Source organism: Pseudomonas sp. BN102, assembly GCF_029871245.1.
Taxonomy (GTDB): domain Bacteria; phylum Pseudomonadota; class Gammaproteobacteria; order Pseudomonadales; family Pseudomonadaceae; genus Metapseudomonas.
On record NZ_SSON01000080.1, the window covers coordinates 134684 to 148364 of the forward strand.

Consider the following 13681-nt stretch of genomic DNA (forward strand, 5'->3'; position numbering starts at 1 on the left):
ACGCGTAACGGATGTCACTGATGAGGTGGTCCGCTTCACTAACCCTTCTTGCCTGGGGAATCAGCTTCCGCCTTGGCCTCCAGCAGAAGCTGCTGGATGACCTGCTCCTGAGTGTCGTAGCGGCCTTCACCGAAATGGCTATAGCGCACCCGCCCTTTCGCGTCGATGAAGTAATGGGCGGGCCAGTACTGGTTGTTGAAAGCGCGCCAGATCGCATAGTCGTTGTCGATCGCGACCGGATAGCCGATGTCGAGCAGCTTCACCTGGGTGCGCACATTGCCGATGATCTTCTCGAATGCGTACTCGGGCGTGTGCACGCCGATCACCACCAAGCCGTCCTTCTCGTACTTCTTCGCCCAGTTGTTCACATGGGGCAGCGTACGCTGGCAGTTGATGCAGTCATAAGTCCAGAAATCCACCAGCACTACCTTGCCCCGCAGTGACTCGGCGCTCAGGGGCGGCGAGTTCAGCCATTCGACTGCGCCCGCCAGCGAGGGCATGTTGCCCAGATCGCCCAGTTCCGGCGGCGAGGCGGCAACCTTGTCGACCAGGAAATCGATTGCCTTGGCCATGAGGCTTCCCTCGGCAGCCTTCCCGCCTTCGGATGAAGTCCCGTCGAGCAAACGGTTATCAGCACCAAAGGCAATCACCCCAGCCGCGACAAGCACCGCACAACCGGTACCAAGTCGCAGCCAGGCCGTACCCGGCGACGATGGTTTCACCCGGCTAACGAGGCCCCAGCCGGCGAAGAGCAGGACGCCTACGAGCAAAGCGCCGGCAAGCCCATGGACAAGCATGTCAGGCACGTCCAGTCTGATGGTGCCCCGCCAGCCGCTTACCCAGCGGGGTCCTGCCGAAACCATCCGCGGCCAGCATTTGCGACGCTTCGTTCAGCTGCATGCCCTGCGGGGTTCTGCTGTAACCGTCCTCGGCCAGCTGCGGTGATTGGTTCTTTCCGGACAACGGCGTCAGCTGGAAGCAGACACCGCCGTCCGGGCAACGGACTTCGGCAGCGTTCACGTGAACAGCCGCGCCGGCCAAGGAAAAAGCGATAGCGGTCAGCCAGGTTTTCAGTTTGTTCATGGAGTTGATCCTCGAGCGTAAGAGAAGGGATTCACGGAAACCGATCCGGACATCGACCACCGTCGGTGAGCACAGGACCGAGACGTACGACAATGCTCTGATGGCGTCTATTGAATGCGCCCGAGGTATCTCTAAGGTGTCGAAAAGAGGTGCCTGTAGATGGCCAAGTGTCAAAACGGCCTGGCGATACAGTGGAATACAACCGCCTCCCTGAATGATGGGCCTGGGCACCCGTCTGGCCGCCGACCTTGATTCAGTTGTCCGGTCTGCACTCCAGGAATTCCACGGCAACGGCATCCATCTCCAGTAACTCGGGGAGCAGCGCGCGACGCAAGCCAAGGCCTGCACCATAGGAGAAAGAAGCTGTAGTCATGGCAATTCTCCAGAGGGGTGGAGCCCTCCCCGGCCAAATACGCAGGGAGGGGAGCGGCGAGGAACTGGAATCAGTTCTTGGCCTGGCTCATCTTGGTGAACAGCTCAGTGGGGACTTTCTTGCCATTGGAGAGATACTGGTTGCGGCGGAACTTGTAGACCTCGCCCTCGGACAGGAAACCGTCCTTGTTGGTGTCCATCGCAATGAACTCCGCTTCGCCCTTCGGTGCCACGGTCAGGAGTTCCTTACGGGAAACCAGGCCGTCGTCGTCGGTGTCGGTTCGGGCGAAGGACGCGTCGCCGCACTTGCCTTCACCACATTTGCCTTCGGCGGCCTTGGTGCTGCTGGATTCGGCGGCACCGCACTTGCCTTCGCCGCACTTACCTTCACCGGCCTTGTCGGCCGCGGCCAGCAGGTAACCCTGGGGCAGGGCCTCCACCGCAAAGGCGGCGGACGAGGCCAGGTTCATGCCGCCGGCCAGGGCGACAGCGATCAGGCCAATACGAGTCTTGTTCGAGATCTGGGTACGGGACATGGTGTTTCTCCGGATACTTACTGGGGCGGCCAGGCCTCGCAGGTCATGCCACAAGGGCGTTGTAACCCTGTACTGAGGCGCCGGGGCTAACCTCGTTGGGGTGTGGCCATTTCGCCGTAACCATTTATCCAGGGCGTATCGGGTAGCAGGCACATTTGTATGCCCGTTCCCGACCATCCGTTCCGGATGCATCGTGATACTTCAGAGCTCACCGCAGCGACCAAGCCGCCGCGCGATTTCCCAAGAGGGGCCAACGCCTGACAACTCGAGCAGCAACCACGAGGCGAGTCCTGCTTGAATCGCCCCTGATTTCCTCGGTACACCGACGACAGCTCTTGGCCGGCTCCGCCCTGTTGTGGTCGGCAGCAGTCGACCCAGGGCGGCTGGAGTGAAGTCGGCACGTTTGGAGGGGCATAAGCACCCTCGCGGCAGCGGGATCGCCCTTGCTCGCACTATCGGGGGCAATAAGTAGTTGGGGCCGGCGCGTTTCCCCACCTCAGTCTTTCGGTGCGTATTGCATTTCCCCATTGCTTGCCGAATGCCCCAGCCCCTCTCGCTGCCGGGGAGAGGAGAAACTACTTCTGTGCCGCTTCGAAGCCCGCGCGGATCTTCTCCTCGGGCAGTTGGTCGCCGATGAAGACCATCACACTCTCCCGCGCCTCGCCGTCCTTCCACTCGGTATCCCAGTCGAAACCGTAAAGCCGCAGCACACCCTGGAATACCATCCGGCGCTCTTCGCGGGAGATGCTCAGCACGCCCTTGTAGCGCAGCATGGAATTGCCATGCTCCTCCAGCAGCCCTTCCATGAAGCAGCTGAGCCTGTCCATGTCCAGCGGACGCTCGCTCTTCAGCACCAGGGTGCTGATGCGGTCGGGAGTACCGGCCGGCGTGAGCGGACGCAGGGTCAGCGCCGGGCCGACATCAGCGTTGAGATTGAAGCCGCGCACGTCCAACAGTTCGGCGAGATCGATGCGGCCGTGGTCCACCACGCGGATTGGCGCGCGGCGATTGATGCGTTGTAGGCGCTGGCAGAGGGCGTCGAAATGGGTCTGGTCCACCAGGTCGCGCTTGCTCACCAGGATGCGGTCGGCAAAGCCCACCTGGGCCTGGGCCATGGTTTCCTGCAGGTGGCGTTCGGCGTTCACCGCGTCCACCAGGGTGATGATGCCGTCCAGCACATAGCGCTCGCGGATCTCATCTTCGGCGAAGAAGGTCTGCGCCACCGGCGCCGGATCGGCCAGGCCGGTGCACTCGATCACCAGGCGGTCGAAGGCCAACTCGCCGGCGTCCAGGCGCTCCAGCAGGAGAAACAGCGCCTTCTCCAGCTCGACGTGAATGGAACAGCAGACACAGCCGTTGGCCAGGGTCATCACTTGCACCGGATCAGTGCCGAGCAACTGGCCGTCGATCGGTGTCTCGCTGAACTCGTTCTCGATCACGGCGATCTTCAGGCCGTGCTCGCCCTTGAGGATGTATTTCAGCAGGGTGGTCTTGCCGGCACCGAGAAAGCCGCTGAGCACAGTGACGGGAATGGGCAGATGGGCAGACATCGAATAGTCCTCGGAATCAGGAGCGGCCGATCGGCAGCCTCCCTGTGTGGAGCGAATTCATTCGCGATTACGGGAGCGGGAAAAAGTGCGCCACGACAAGCGTGGCGCTCAGGTGACTGCATCGGGAGGTTCAACAGCAGCGTACGGTCTTTGCGTTACGGCCGTAGCGGGCGTCCTGCCGCTCGCGGAAGAACTCCTCGTAACTCATCACCGGTTTGTGCGGATGCTTGTTGCGCATGTGCTCGACGTAATTATCGTAGTCAGGCATGCCCACCAGCATGCGGGCGGCTTGACCGAGGTATTTACCCATGCGGCTGAGGTCGTTGAACATAGATTGGCTCCTTAGGCTTCCGGAATCGGCTGGAACGGCGCTTCGCTGTCGCTGCGCTCGGACTTTATCCATGCGGCGCGGCCGACTTTGATGGCGTAGAACACGACGCTCAGCACCACGAAGAGGAACAGCACAGTCAGGGCCGTATTGGTGTAGGCGTTGAAGATCACATGCTGCATCTGCCCGATGTCCTTGGCCGGCGCCAGCACCTGGCCGGCGGCCAGGGCGTCGCTGTACTTCTTGGCCAGGGCGAGGAAGCCCACCGCCGGGTTCGGGTCGAGCAGCTTGATCAGACCCGCGGTAGTGGTGCAGATCACCAGCCAGATGGCCGGGAACAGCGTCACCCAGACATAGCGCTGGCGCTTCATCTTGATCAGCACCACGCTGGCCAGCATCAGGGCGATGGCGGCGAGCATCTGGTTGGAGATGCCGAACAGCGGCCACAGGGTGTTGATGCCGCCCAGCGGGTCGCTCACCCCCTGGTACAGCAGCCAGCCCCACATGCCCACACAGCCGGCAGTGGCGATCACGCTGGCGGTCCAGGATTCGGTCTTCTTCAGGGCCGGCACGAAGTTGCCAAGCAGGTCCTGCAGCATGAAGCGCCCGGCGCGGGTACCGGCGTCCACCGCGGTGAGGATGAATAGCGCCTCGAAGAGGATCGCGAAGTGGTACCAGAAGGCCATGGTGTTCTCGCCCGGCAGCACCTGGTGGAGGATCTGCGCGATACCCACGGCCAGGGTGGGCGCACCGCCCGCACGGGCCAGGATGGTATGTTCGCCGATGTCCTTCGCCGTGGCCTCGAGCGCCTCGGGGGTGATGGCGAAGCCCCAGTTGCTGACGGTCGCGGCAACGGCGTTGACGTCGCTGCCCACCAGCGCGGCCGGGCTGTTCATGGCGAAGTACACGCCCGGCTCGATCACCGAGGCGGCGACGATGGCCATGATGGCGACCAGGGACTCCATCAGCATGGCGCCGTAGCCGATGTAACGGGCATGGGACTCGTTGGCCAGCAGCTTGGGCGTGGTGCCGGAGGCGATCAGCGCGTGGAAGCCGGACACCGCGCCGCAGGCGATGGTGATGAACAGGAAGGGGAACAGAGCGCCCTTCCACGCGGGTCCGGTGCCGTCGACGAACTGGGTCAGCGCCGGCATCTTCAGCTCGGGCATGGTGATCAGGATGCCGAGGGCCAGCGCGACGATGGTGCCGATCTTGAGGAAGGTCGACAGGTAGTCGCGCGGTGCCAGGATCAGCCACACCGGCAGCACGGCGGCGACGAAGCCGTAGCCGATCAGCATCCAGGTGATCTGCACGCCGGTGAAGGTGAAGGCCGGGCCCCAGACCGGGTCAGCGGCCACTACGCCGCCGAGCCAGATGGAGGCCAGCAGCAGCACCACGCCGATGAGGGAAATCTCGCCGATGCGGCCCGGGCGGATGTAGCGCATGTAGACGCCCATGAACATCGCTATAGGGATGGTCGCCATCACGGTGAACATGCCCCAGGGGCTTTCGGCCAGTGCCTTGACCACGATCAGCGCCAGCACCGCGAGGATGATGATCATGATCATGAAGCAGCCGAACAGGGCGATGGTGCCCGGAACCTGCCCCATCTCTGAGCGGACCATGTCACCCAGCGAGCGGCCATTACGGCGGGTGGAGAGGAACAGCACCATGAAGTCCTGCACCGCACCGGCCAGGACCACGCCGGCGATCAGCCAGAGGGTGCCGGGCAGGTAGCCCATCTGCACGGCGAGCACCGGGCCCACCAGCGGGCCGGCGCCGGCGATGGCGGCGAAGTGGTGACCGAAGAGCACGTGCTTGTTGGTTGGGACGTAGTCCAGGCCGTCGTTGTTGAGCACGGCAGGCGTTGCACGGGTGGGGTCCAGTTGCATCACCTTGTTGGCGATGAACAGGCTGTAGTAGCGGTAGGCAATGAGGTAGATCGCGGTTGAGGCAGTAACGATCCAGAGGGCGTTGATGGCTTCGCCACGGCGCAGCGCCACTGTTCCCAGCGCGAATGCGCCCAGCACGGCAACGGCGAACCAGGCAATTCGAGTGGCCAATTGGTTCATTGAAGGTCTCCTGCCGCGTGGGGTTACCTGCGGCGGTTTTGTTGTAGTTCAAGCCCGGACAGGGCTGTGAAGACATTCGGCGCACAGTTACAGCGGAGCAGAACGATCTGGCGGTGAGCATCATTGCCGGTGCCACCATCATCCATGCGTCGAGTTCAACGACGAGGGGCATTCGTACGGGTTTGCCTGGGCTTAGCTCAGGCAACCTCGTCCTGTACGATGAGATCGGTCAGTCGTCTAATCCAGGGGGCAGCCAGCAGTACCACTGGCACCAGGCTCAGCCACGCCATAAGCCAGGCGCCTGACCAGTGCAAGGCGAAGGCCCCGAGGTTCATCCCCTTGGGAGTGGCGATCAGGGTGGCTACCGCACAGGTGATGGCTGACTGAAACAGGCCGAATACCTGCTGGCGGTAGCGTCGGGTGATTCTGGGCATGCGCATTCTCCGAGGCAGTTATCCGCCATGTCCGCATTTTCCGGCACGACGGCGTCAGTCATCATCTGGATGCTAGGCGCTCAAGGGTTTGGGGTAGGAGCGATGTCGGCGTTGCATAGGAGATCCTCCAAAAGGGGCTTTAAATGGTGTCCACCAAATTTGGTCGGACACCATCACGTAGTTCGTAGGGATCGGGGGCGTGTGTTGGCCGGATGCTGACGATTCTTCGTCCGGCAACTTCGAGTTCAGTCGATCTTGGGGAAATCCAGGACGGGAGCGGCAACCCTGTTGATCAGGTTGTAGAGGAAGATTCCGCCCATGGCGCTCATGATTTCAACGATCTGGGTGTCGCTGTAGCCGGCGGCGCGGATGTCTGCCAGGGTGGCATCCGGCACTTCGCCGCTGGTGGTGAGCAGTTTCCGGGCGAAGCGGACCAGGGCGTCCAGTTTGGTGTCCTCGTCGTAGCTGCCGGTGCGCAGCTTCTTGGTCTGTTCGACACTGAAACCAGCCATCTTGCCCAGGGCAGTGTGGGCGGCCAGGCAGTAGCCACAGCCAGTAGTCTGGCTGACCACCAGGTTGATGGCTTCCACCTCGCGGGGGGACAGGGAACTGGCCTTGAGGGCGGCGTCGTGGGCCAGGATGCCGGCCAACACCGCCGGCGCGTTGCTGCCGATAGTGACGTGGGTATTGGGGATCATGCCGATGGAGGCCTTGATGGAGGCGAACAGTTCGGCGGCTTGGCCGGTGGCCTCTTTCGGGGACAGGGTGTACAAACGGCTCATAATGAACTCCAGTGGTTTGGTGGATACCGCCGCTTTGGCGACGGTTCCTATGCTAGGGACCGTCGCCGCTGGCCTCTGCGTCGAGCTGTCTCAATTCTTTGCTCCAGGGTCTCAATCGGGAAAATGGACAACCTGAGTCACCTCATCAGCTTGCTGGCGCCCAAGGGTACGGTTGACCTCCATTGCAGTTTTTCCGGTAACTGGGTCGAGGATCATTCCCAGGCTGAACCCGGGCGTCTGCCCTACCACGTGATCCTGAACGGCCAGGGCCGGCTGGTATTGGGCGACAAGCAATGGCTGCTGTCCCCCGGTGACGTGCTGCTGCTGCCGAGCGGGGCACCGCACCGGCTCAAAGGGCTTTTCGAGGAAGGGCCGCTGGCCCTGCGGGTGAGCCATCACAACGGCGTGGTGACGAAGCAGGTGTCCGTGGGGGAGGGGCCTGTGCTGGAGATGCTCTGTGGCGAGTTCTGGGTGGCCCCCTCAGGAGCGCTATTGCTGACCGGCTCCCCCGAGCTGCTGCGGGTGCGCACCGCCGAGCGGCCCGATTGCGAGGGGCTGCGCAGCTTGGTGGCCATGCTGGGCAGGGAAAGTGCCGGCAGCGAGCCCGGCAGCAGTGCCATAGTCCGGGAGCTGTCCACCACCCTCTTTACCCTGCTGCTACGGGCCCTGTTGACAGAGACCGAGCCGACGCCCGGCTTGCTCACCCTGCTAGCCAATGCCCGCCTGGCCCCGGCGGTGGGGGCCGTGCTAGCCGAACCCTGGGGAAATTGGACCCTGGCGCGCCTGGCCGAACAATGCCACTTGTCTCGTGCCACTTTTGCCCGCTACTTCGGTCGCTGCACGTCGCTGACGCCGCAGGAATGGGTGACACAGATCCGTATGACCCTGGCCGCCCGACTGCTTGCCCAGGGGCCGCAACCCATAGGTCAAGTGGCTGAGCAGTGCGGTTATCTGTCCCAGGCCGCCTTCAGTCGTGCCTTCAAGCTGTACCACGGCCTGAGCCCCGGCTGGTACCGACGACAGCAGCAGGCGCCGGCTCCCCGATAGCACAGAGGCTTTGTGCTGTTTGGGTAGACCGCGCTTCACCGGTCCACCTTTTGGGGCTGGCCACGAATGGTGTAATTGAAAAGCGACTTTCACCCCACAACGCTGACCTCCACGCTGGTAATGAAGCGAGTTGTTGCCGACCGCGTCCTGCTGATGTCGGAAGTTCATGATCGTCGTGTCTTCCGGGAGGCGGCCCTGTGTCAGCGACAGCTAGGCGAACGGACGCCATGAGGTGATCCCGTACAGCGCCTCTTCCATCGCCGGATCGCTGAGGGCGAACCAGTTTTGCAGCAGGTGGATGCGCCGTATGGTTTCCAGCGGATACGGCAGACGGCCATTGCCAGCCTTGGGGTAAAACGGTTCGATCAGCATCAATAGCCCGGCCCAAGGCACCACTTACTCCATCTCTGCCAGGAAGCGCTCGCGCCAGGTCTGTTTACGTTTGCCAGCGTACTCGGTATCGGAACGGCTCATGTGGGTCATGCGGCAGGGCTCGGACTTATCGACGGCACGATTTCGGCAGATCGGGTGGGACTCGTTCGGCGTTTTCTCAGTGGCTCACTTGGGCAAGGCCACTGGAAGCCGCCGGCGAGCAAGATGTCGAACAGACCATGACGCAATTCTCCATCCTGCTCCAGTTAAATGGTGTTGGTGGTTCGTTTGCCCAGGGGCGCCGGCAATGAAAGGATCGCCCTTGAAGTAGAGCTACAGGGTCACTGGCACTTGGAGCGACTCCATTCGGCGGAAATGGATATGCGCGCGCGCATCAGCTCACCGTACTTCCCCTGCCCTGGCGGGTTCGGCGGGACGAGGTAGCGGCCCCGCATGACGGTCTCGATACGGTACTTGGTCGGTTGGGCATGGCCCAATTTAGGATCCGGCGCGCGTACAGAAAGGCCTCGACAATCCGGAAAGACAGTTCACGGCATCTCCTCACTCACTTCGAATCAGGTTTGGACGATCAGTCGCATATCAGAGAGCTTCTGCGCCCGATGGATCGATCTCACTGGGTAAATTGGCCCCGTGTCCAAGTCGCGGCACTTTGTTAGCCCGGAGATACTTGATGTCCCGCATCGCTGCCCTTACCCCCCTCCAGACTCCCGCCGCCGCCCTCCCCTTACTCGCAGGCGTGCAGAAAACGGTGGGTTTCGTGCCCAAATTTTTCAAGACCCTCGCCAACGCCCCCGCCGCGCTGGCCGACTACCTGCAGTTATCCCAGGCCCTGGCAAAAGGCTCCCTGAGTGCCGTAGAGCGTGAGTACATCGCGCTGGCCGTGTCCGAGGTCAACGGCTGCGAGTACTGCCCGGCCGCGCATACCTTCTTCGGCGAGAAGACCGGCCTGTCGCCCGAAGAGATCCGACGAGCGCGCGAAGGCAGCCTGAATGCCCTGACCGTCCTGGCCCGTCAGCTAGCCCAAGGGCGCGGTCACCTGAACGACGAACAGATCGCCGCTGCGCGCGCCGCCGGTTTTTCCGACACGAAGCTGATCGAAGTGGCGGCCGAAGTTGGCGTCATGACCCTGAGCAACCACGTCAACAACACCGCTGTCACCGACATCGACTTCCCCCCGGCAGCCCGATAACGCAAAACCTGCCGGCAGGTCGACTGCCCGCAGACTCGGAGAAACAACCATGAGTGACGTGATTATTTACAGCACCAGTACCTGCCCCTACTGCGTTCGCGCCAAGGCGTTGCTGCGTAGCAAGGGCATCGAGCCGCAAGAGTTCAATGTCGAATCGAGTCCATCACGCTTTGCCGAAATGCTCGCGCGCAGCGGCGGCCGCCGTAGCGTGCCGCAGATTTTCATCGACGGGCGCCACGTGGGCGGCTTCGACGACCTGGCAGCGCTGGATCGCAAGGGGGAATTGCTGCCCCTCCTGAGCGCTGACTGAACTGGAACGCTACCTTGCCTGCCGGCGTACCTGGCGTCGGCGAAGGTCATCTGCTGCATCGGCAAAACTCGCGCAACGGGAACGGCGTACTGCACTAGGCAGTAGGGGTCGCCTCCCAGGTTTCACCACACTCGAAACTCCACAGCGGTACCTGAGTGGGTGCCATTGATCCATTCGTAAGGAGAAGCATCATGAGGCGTATAGCTCTTACCGGCGCAATGCTGATGGCGATGAATTTTCAGGCCTATGGCGCCGGCCTTGCCGAACACACCTATAGCCACTATGTAGACAAGAATGGGCAAATCAGCCTGCCTGTCGATTATCGCAAGACCTGGAGTCATCTCGGCACGTGGGTGGTCGGTGACAAACAGGCTCCTGGCTATGGGTTCCACGATGTCTATACACAGCCTGAAGCCGTTGAGGCTTACCGCAAGACTGGAGAATTTCCAGACGGCGCGGTGCTGGTGAAGGAGATTCGCAAAGTGGACGAAGGTGCTCAAACCACAGGATTGGCTCAGTGGGCAGGAGAAATGTCGGTGTGGTTTGTGATGGTCAAGGATCGGAAGGAACGCTTCAAGGGCAACCCCCATTGGGCAGAAGGCTGGGGCTGGGCGCTCTATGAAGCCAAGGATCCGAAAACCAACGTTTCCAAAGGATTTCAGCAGACCTGCTTGGGTTGCCACGTGCCCGCCAAAGAAACTGACTGGGTATTCACCCGAGGTTATCCGACTCTGGTGAAGACGCCCCAGTAACAATGCAGTGCTGTTCAACCGGGTGCCAAGATTTGTTTAGACAAGGCCGCGAGAAGGTTTCCCATCATTTTGGGAGGCTGTTCTGGCTGCGCCATGCCCCGGCGAAAGAAACTTAACTTGCGCTCCTCCCTGGTTATTCCACGGTTCGGCGCGCGGCCCGTGGTTGTACGGTCGATTAGCGCTATAGATGTTTTCCGTCTTGTTCTAGGCCGAAGTATGGCGTAACACGAAGCGTGAATAAGCCACAGCTATGGGTGCTAAGCGACTGCTGGTCCAGGCAAGAACATAGGGTCCAGCATTTTTCGACTGTGAATCTCGGCGATCTCGTCAAGTCGCCAGGAAACTCAATGGTTAGCATCAAGTTTTGCAGTTTTACCCAGGAAGCACATGAGGAGAACGCCAGTGCAGTTTGATGAGCAAGTTTTCAGAAAGTTTGACCTTAACTCGCTGATTACCTTTCTAGTGGTCTATCGCGAAAGAGGTGTATCACGGGCTGCTCGCGCGTTAAATGTAACCCAACCGGCCGTAAGCAACTCACTCCGCAAGTTGCGCCGTCGTTTCGATGATCCACTTTTTATACCACTTGGAAGGCATGTCGAACCGACTCCCAAAGCTATACTCATAGCTGAGACCCTGGCGCCCGCGCTGTCTGATGTACAAGGCGTGATTGCTCTGGATGAGGGCATAACCTGGGGTGATGAGACAGCAGATCTGAAAATTTCTAATCCTCCAGACTACGCAAGTTGATCAACCAGTTTGAAGATCACCAATAGTGCTTCCAAGGCTTTCCACGCAGAGGGATGGAAAGTTTAATTTATTTTGCCTACACCCTCTTCGTCGTCAGTTGCCAGATGGGAGATACATCTCTTCCCCTCAATGCTACATATGCAGCAGATTGGCCGACACTTAACAGCACGGTGCATCTGTTCAGTGCCTCAATGGTGAAAGATATGACCAAGCAACAGAAAGCTCGCCGTTCACGCTCGTTCGTTCGCACAGTTAGTGCGGTTGCCACCCTGAGCATGGCGCTTGTTGCAGGGGGCGCTTCCGCTGCGCCGGAGACGAAACCCACCTGCGAAATCAGTTATGTGGAAGTCAATTCCGATATACAGCTCAGGAGGATGGTTGTACGCGGCGACAATCCAAAGGGCACCGTACTACTCTTACATGGCTTTCCCGAGACGCTATATGCCTGGAACGGTATCGCCTTGACGCTTGGCGCCGACTATGAAGTCCATGCGTTCGACTGGCCGGGATATGGGGAATCGACACGACCTTCCCCTGCCAAATTCGCATACGCGCCTGCCGATTACGCAAAGGTGTTGAAGGGCTATATCGAACGCGCCAGCATCGATAAGCGAAACCTGGTGATCTACGCCACCGACATCGGAGCCTTGCCCGCGTTGCTCGCGGCGATCGATGATCCCGCCATAGCGAAATCCATCATCGTGGGGGATTTCGCTCCATTCAACCGCCCGCAATACATGCAGGAACGTCTACAAAGTCTGAAGGATCCCAAGTCGGCGCAAACGGTCCGGGAGGCGTTCAACAAGTCTCGAGATGAAATCCTCGCAAACGCCTTCACGCGAGGCTTGCCGCCGTCGTCCAGCTACACCCTGTCTCCCGAGTTCCAAGCGGACATGGCGCGCGGATGGCAAAACGGGAAGCTGACGTCAGCCGATGCGTTCTATCACTATTACTCCCACTTCACTCGCGACCAGAATGCTTTCGAGGCCGATCTGCGCAAGCTGAAGACGCCCGTCAAGGTGGTCTGGGGAGAGTGGGACTTCTACATCAAGAAAGAGATGGGCATCGAGTTCGCTCAGAAGATCAATGCCCCGTTCCAACTGCTTCCCAGGACCGGGCACTACCCGCACCTGCAGAACCCACAGCAGACAGTGAACGAAGTACGTTCTTCGTTTCGCTGAATTGACGATCGATCTCGCTGCCGGTTTTCTCGGCCGTTTCGCCGGCTTGGCTGACTTTGCGGGCTTGACGCTGGTGCGCCGGGCACGCGCCGGCGGGGTGAGTTGCTGCGCCAGGGTCATCGCCCGCGCCGACTCGGCGGCAGCGACTTGTTGCGCCTCGCTGAGCTGGGCCAGCGCGGTGTCCAGCCGTTGGCGCAACTGCTCCTGCTGCTTCCCTGCGGTCTTCGATTGCGCGGCCATCGCCCGGCTCTCCTCCCGGGCGCGATCGACCTCACGGTGAGCACGATCCTCCACGCCGCGCACATAGGTGGCCGTGGCGTCGCGCTCTTGCGTCAGCTGGCGCTGAGCAGCCTGTAGTTCCTGGCGCAGGGTGCTGACCTCGTGCACAGCTTCCTTCCGCTCCGTCGTAAGGACCGTGCAACGTTTCTGCACGTCGTCCAACTGCGCTTGGCGTTGCTCGAGCAAGAGCTCCAAGTCAGACAACCGGGTTTCCGCAGCTTGCCGTGCGGCATCTGCCGCCGCCACCTGCTGCCGCGCCTGGGCGGCGGCCTGCCGCGCGGCCTCCTCGATGTCCGCGACCCGCGCGCGCTCGGCCTCGAGAACGGCCCGCTGCTCGCTCAAACCCTGCTCCGCGACGCCCTGCGCCAACAGGATCGCCTGTTGCCACACCGCGACAATTGCACCAATTTCTCTTCATGATTTGTACAAAAAAAGACGAGACAGGTCCTTGCTGTTCTACATTAGAATCAACAAGTTACGGGTATTGGGTTGTCTACTTTTGCTTTGACGGACGGCTTTTTTATCGCCAGAAAGCATAAAAATCCAGCAACTCTTGAGATTTTTAGTCTTAAGGATGGCGCGGCCAAAGAGTTTCAAATTAACTTTGTTGCAGTTTTGGGGAGTCG

15 protein-coding genes and 2 pseudogenes are annotated in these 13681 nt (G+C 60.9%); 8 read left to right on the forward strand and 9 right to left on the reverse strand.

Translation table 11 applies throughout. The features are described 5' to 3' along the window. Window positions 1-38: 38 nt before the first annotated feature. The 8 genes and pseudogenes from E8F12_RS28240 to E8F12_RS28275 all read right to left on the reverse strand — a co-directional run. Window positions 39-797 (reverse strand): annotated as a pseudogene (locus E8F12_RS28240) (thioredoxin family protein); the annotation flags it as partial. 1 nt (window position 798) lies between these two features. Further along, window positions 799-1083 (reverse strand): hypothetical protein, encoded by a 285-nt coding sequence (locus E8F12_RS28245; protein ID WP_280328523.1) that lies wholly within the window; start codon window positions 1081-1083, stop codon window positions 799-801. 443 nt (window positions 1084-1526) lie between these two features. After that, window positions 1527-1991: a hypothetical protein gene (locus E8F12_RS28250; protein ID WP_280328524.1), complete on the reverse strand. Its 465-nt coding sequence runs from the start codon at window positions 1989-1991 to the stop codon at window positions 1527-1529. Window positions 1992-2566: 575 nt separating this feature from the next. Further along, complete coding sequence (yjiA, locus tag E8F12_RS28255; RefSeq protein WP_280328525.1) at window positions 2567-3541, reverse strand: GTPase; 975 nt, start codon at window positions 3539-3541, stop codon at window positions 2567-2569. 130 nt (window positions 3542-3671) lie between these two features. Beyond that, a complete protein-coding gene (locus E8F12_RS28260; protein WP_280328526.1) occupies window positions 3672-3872 on the reverse strand; it encodes a YbdD/YjiX family protein in 201 nt (66 codons plus the stop codon). 11 nt (window positions 3873-3883) lie between these two features. After that, window positions 3884-5941, reverse strand: coding sequence for a carbon starvation CstA family protein (locus tag E8F12_RS28265; protein ID WP_280328527.1), 2058 nt, complete (start codon window positions 5939-5941; stop codon window positions 3884-3886). 197 nt (window positions 5942-6138) lie between these two features. After that, window positions 6139-6375 carry a DUF2798 domain-containing protein gene (locus E8F12_RS28270; RefSeq protein WP_280328528.1) on the reverse strand — a complete coding sequence of 79 codons (237 nt, stop codon included), beginning with the start codon at window positions 6373-6375 and terminating at the stop codon, window positions 6139-6141. A 245-nt stretch (window positions 6376-6620) separates the two neighbouring features. After that, window positions 6621-7157 carry a carboxymuconolactone decarboxylase family protein gene (locus E8F12_RS28275; protein WP_280328529.1) on the reverse strand — a complete coding sequence of 179 codons (537 nt, stop codon included), beginning with the start codon at window positions 7155-7157 and terminating at the stop codon, window positions 6621-6623. A 123-nt stretch (window positions 7158-7280) separates the two neighbouring features. Between E8F12_RS28275 and E8F12_RS28280 the strand changes: the two genes are divergently transcribed. After that, window positions 7281-8204, forward strand: coding sequence for an AraC family transcriptional regulator (locus tag E8F12_RS28280; protein WP_280328530.1), 924 nt, complete (start codon window positions 7281-7283; stop codon window positions 8202-8204). Between the two features lie 213 nt (window positions 8205-8417). Here E8F12_RS28280 and E8F12_RS28285 read toward each other — a convergent pair. Next, window positions 8418-8687, reverse strand: a pseudogene (locus tag E8F12_RS28285) (transposase); the annotation flags it as partial. A 580-nt stretch (window positions 8688-9267) separates the two neighbouring features. Here E8F12_RS28285 and E8F12_RS28290 point away from each other — a divergent pair. From E8F12_RS28290 to E8F12_RS28320, 7 genes are all read left to right on the forward strand, one after another. Further along, on the forward strand, window positions 9268-9786 hold the full coding sequence (locus E8F12_RS28290; protein ID WP_280328531.1) for a carboxymuconolactone decarboxylase family protein: 519 nt from the start codon (window positions 9268-9270) through the stop codon (window positions 9784-9786). A gap of 49 nt (window positions 9787-9835) precedes the next feature. Beyond that, on the forward strand, window positions 9836-10096 hold the full coding sequence (grxC, locus tag E8F12_RS28295) for a glutaredoxin 3 (protein WP_280328532.1): 261 nt from the start codon (window positions 9836-9838) through the stop codon (window positions 10094-10096). A gap of 191 nt (window positions 10097-10287) precedes the next feature. Next, a complete protein-coding gene (locus E8F12_RS28300; RefSeq protein ID WP_280328533.1) occupies window positions 10288-10848 on the forward strand; it encodes a cytochrome P460 family protein in 561 nt (186 codons plus the stop codon). 402 nt (window positions 10849-11250) lie between these two features. Further along, a complete protein-coding gene (locus E8F12_RS28305; protein WP_280328534.1) occupies window positions 11251-11595 on the forward strand; it encodes a LysR family transcriptional regulator in 345 nt (114 codons plus the stop codon). Window positions 11596-11798: 203 nt separating this feature from the next. Beyond that, window positions 11799-12776: an alpha/beta hydrolase gene (locus tag E8F12_RS28310; RefSeq protein ID WP_280328535.1), complete on the forward strand. Its 978-nt coding sequence runs from the start codon at window positions 11799-11801 to the stop codon at window positions 12774-12776. Window positions 12777-12923: 147 nt separating this feature from the next. Beyond that, window positions 12924-13133: a hypothetical protein gene (locus tag E8F12_RS28315; protein ID WP_280328536.1), complete on the forward strand. Its 210-nt coding sequence runs from the start codon at window positions 12924-12926 to the stop codon at window positions 13131-13133. Between the two features lie 24 nt (window positions 13134-13157). Then, complete coding sequence (locus E8F12_RS28320; RefSeq protein WP_280328537.1) at window positions 13158-13475, forward strand: hypothetical protein; 318 nt, start codon at window positions 13158-13160, stop codon at window positions 13473-13475. Window positions 13476-13681 lie beyond the last annotated feature (206 nt).